Consider the following 1,126-nt stretch of genomic DNA (forward strand, 5'->3'; position numbering starts at 1 on the left):
TTCCGGCGACTGGCCAGAGACTACGAGCGATTGCCCGAAACCCTAGCCAGCCTGCACTTCGTCATATTCGCCGTGCTTATGCTTGTCCACTTTGCAGCCCTTAACAAAAGTGCCTAACACGCTCTAGATACAGTGACGTGCTCGTTGCCGAGACGCCGAGATCGAGGCGCATTTGCACCCGGCGACGAAATCGACTGTCGCCCCCGATACCAACGGCGTTAGTGGACGCGTGTCGCCATGTGCATGGCGCCCAAAACCGGCGGTAGCCTATCCTGCAGTACCTTGTTTTTATATTTTTTCTTATGTCGTTCGCAAATCCCGTGAGTGTGGTCGCCGGTGGTCGCACAAAAAGATGAACTCCTGCCGCAAGAAAATGTATTCGTCCACGCAGCAAGATAAACAGACCTAGTTGAATAAATAGCGTATCGCGTGAGCGGGTCTTCCCCCCAAACGCAAATAGATGATTGACCGGGAGCACGAAGGTATGACCGATGGCGCAACATGAATGAGCATGGGCTGCCATGCTCCGCGCAGAAAAAAACAAAGGTCGTGTTGAATCTGCGCGCGAGGATGCAGACACTCACGCAAATAGACCAACAGATTTCCGCGCGTGGTGCAGCAGGAATCGCATCAGACCGACACGCCACATCAAGTCCCACGATCATCCGACGCAAATTGGCGCGCGACGGATTTCATATGCTGCCTGTTGTCAACGCACAGCCTCAGATCATTCGACTCGAAGGCCGATGCACTCGTGCTGGCCGACGCGCAAATCCCGGTACATTACCCCCACGCGACGGCGCAAAAAGATTCTGTCATTCCAGAGAAGTCCTGCTCAATCCAGCACATTCCATCACACTGATTCGAGCCTATTTTCGGGTATTGACGAGTGCCAATCCCCTTTGCAAGACGGCATGAAGGCAGCGCACAGGAGCGAATTATGTGTAGAAGTCTGGACTTGATTTGACAGACTCTGTCAGTCGTCGGTCTCAGTTCGGGCGAGGCCGTGTGAAAACGAATTGATCGTCTAAACTGAATCAACGCGTTGAGACCGGGTGACTCATGAAGCGATTCGTTGAAGGCGATGACCGCAAGCAGGTCGCACTACTTCCCGAATGCGTCGATG

General features: G+C 53.6%; 1 pseudogene. It reads left to right on the forward strand.

Annotated elements, in window-relative coordinates:
* Positions 1 to 117: pseudogene (locus G3N58_RS34435) on the forward strand (IS5/IS1182 family transposase); the annotation flags it as partial.
* Positions 118 to 1,126 lie beyond the last annotated feature (1,009 nt).

It is taken from the genome of Paraburkholderia sp. Ac-20342, assembly GCF_017104985.1.
In the GTDB taxonomy this organism is placed as follows: Bacteria; Pseudomonadota; Gammaproteobacteria; order Burkholderiales; family Burkholderiaceae; genus Paraburkholderia.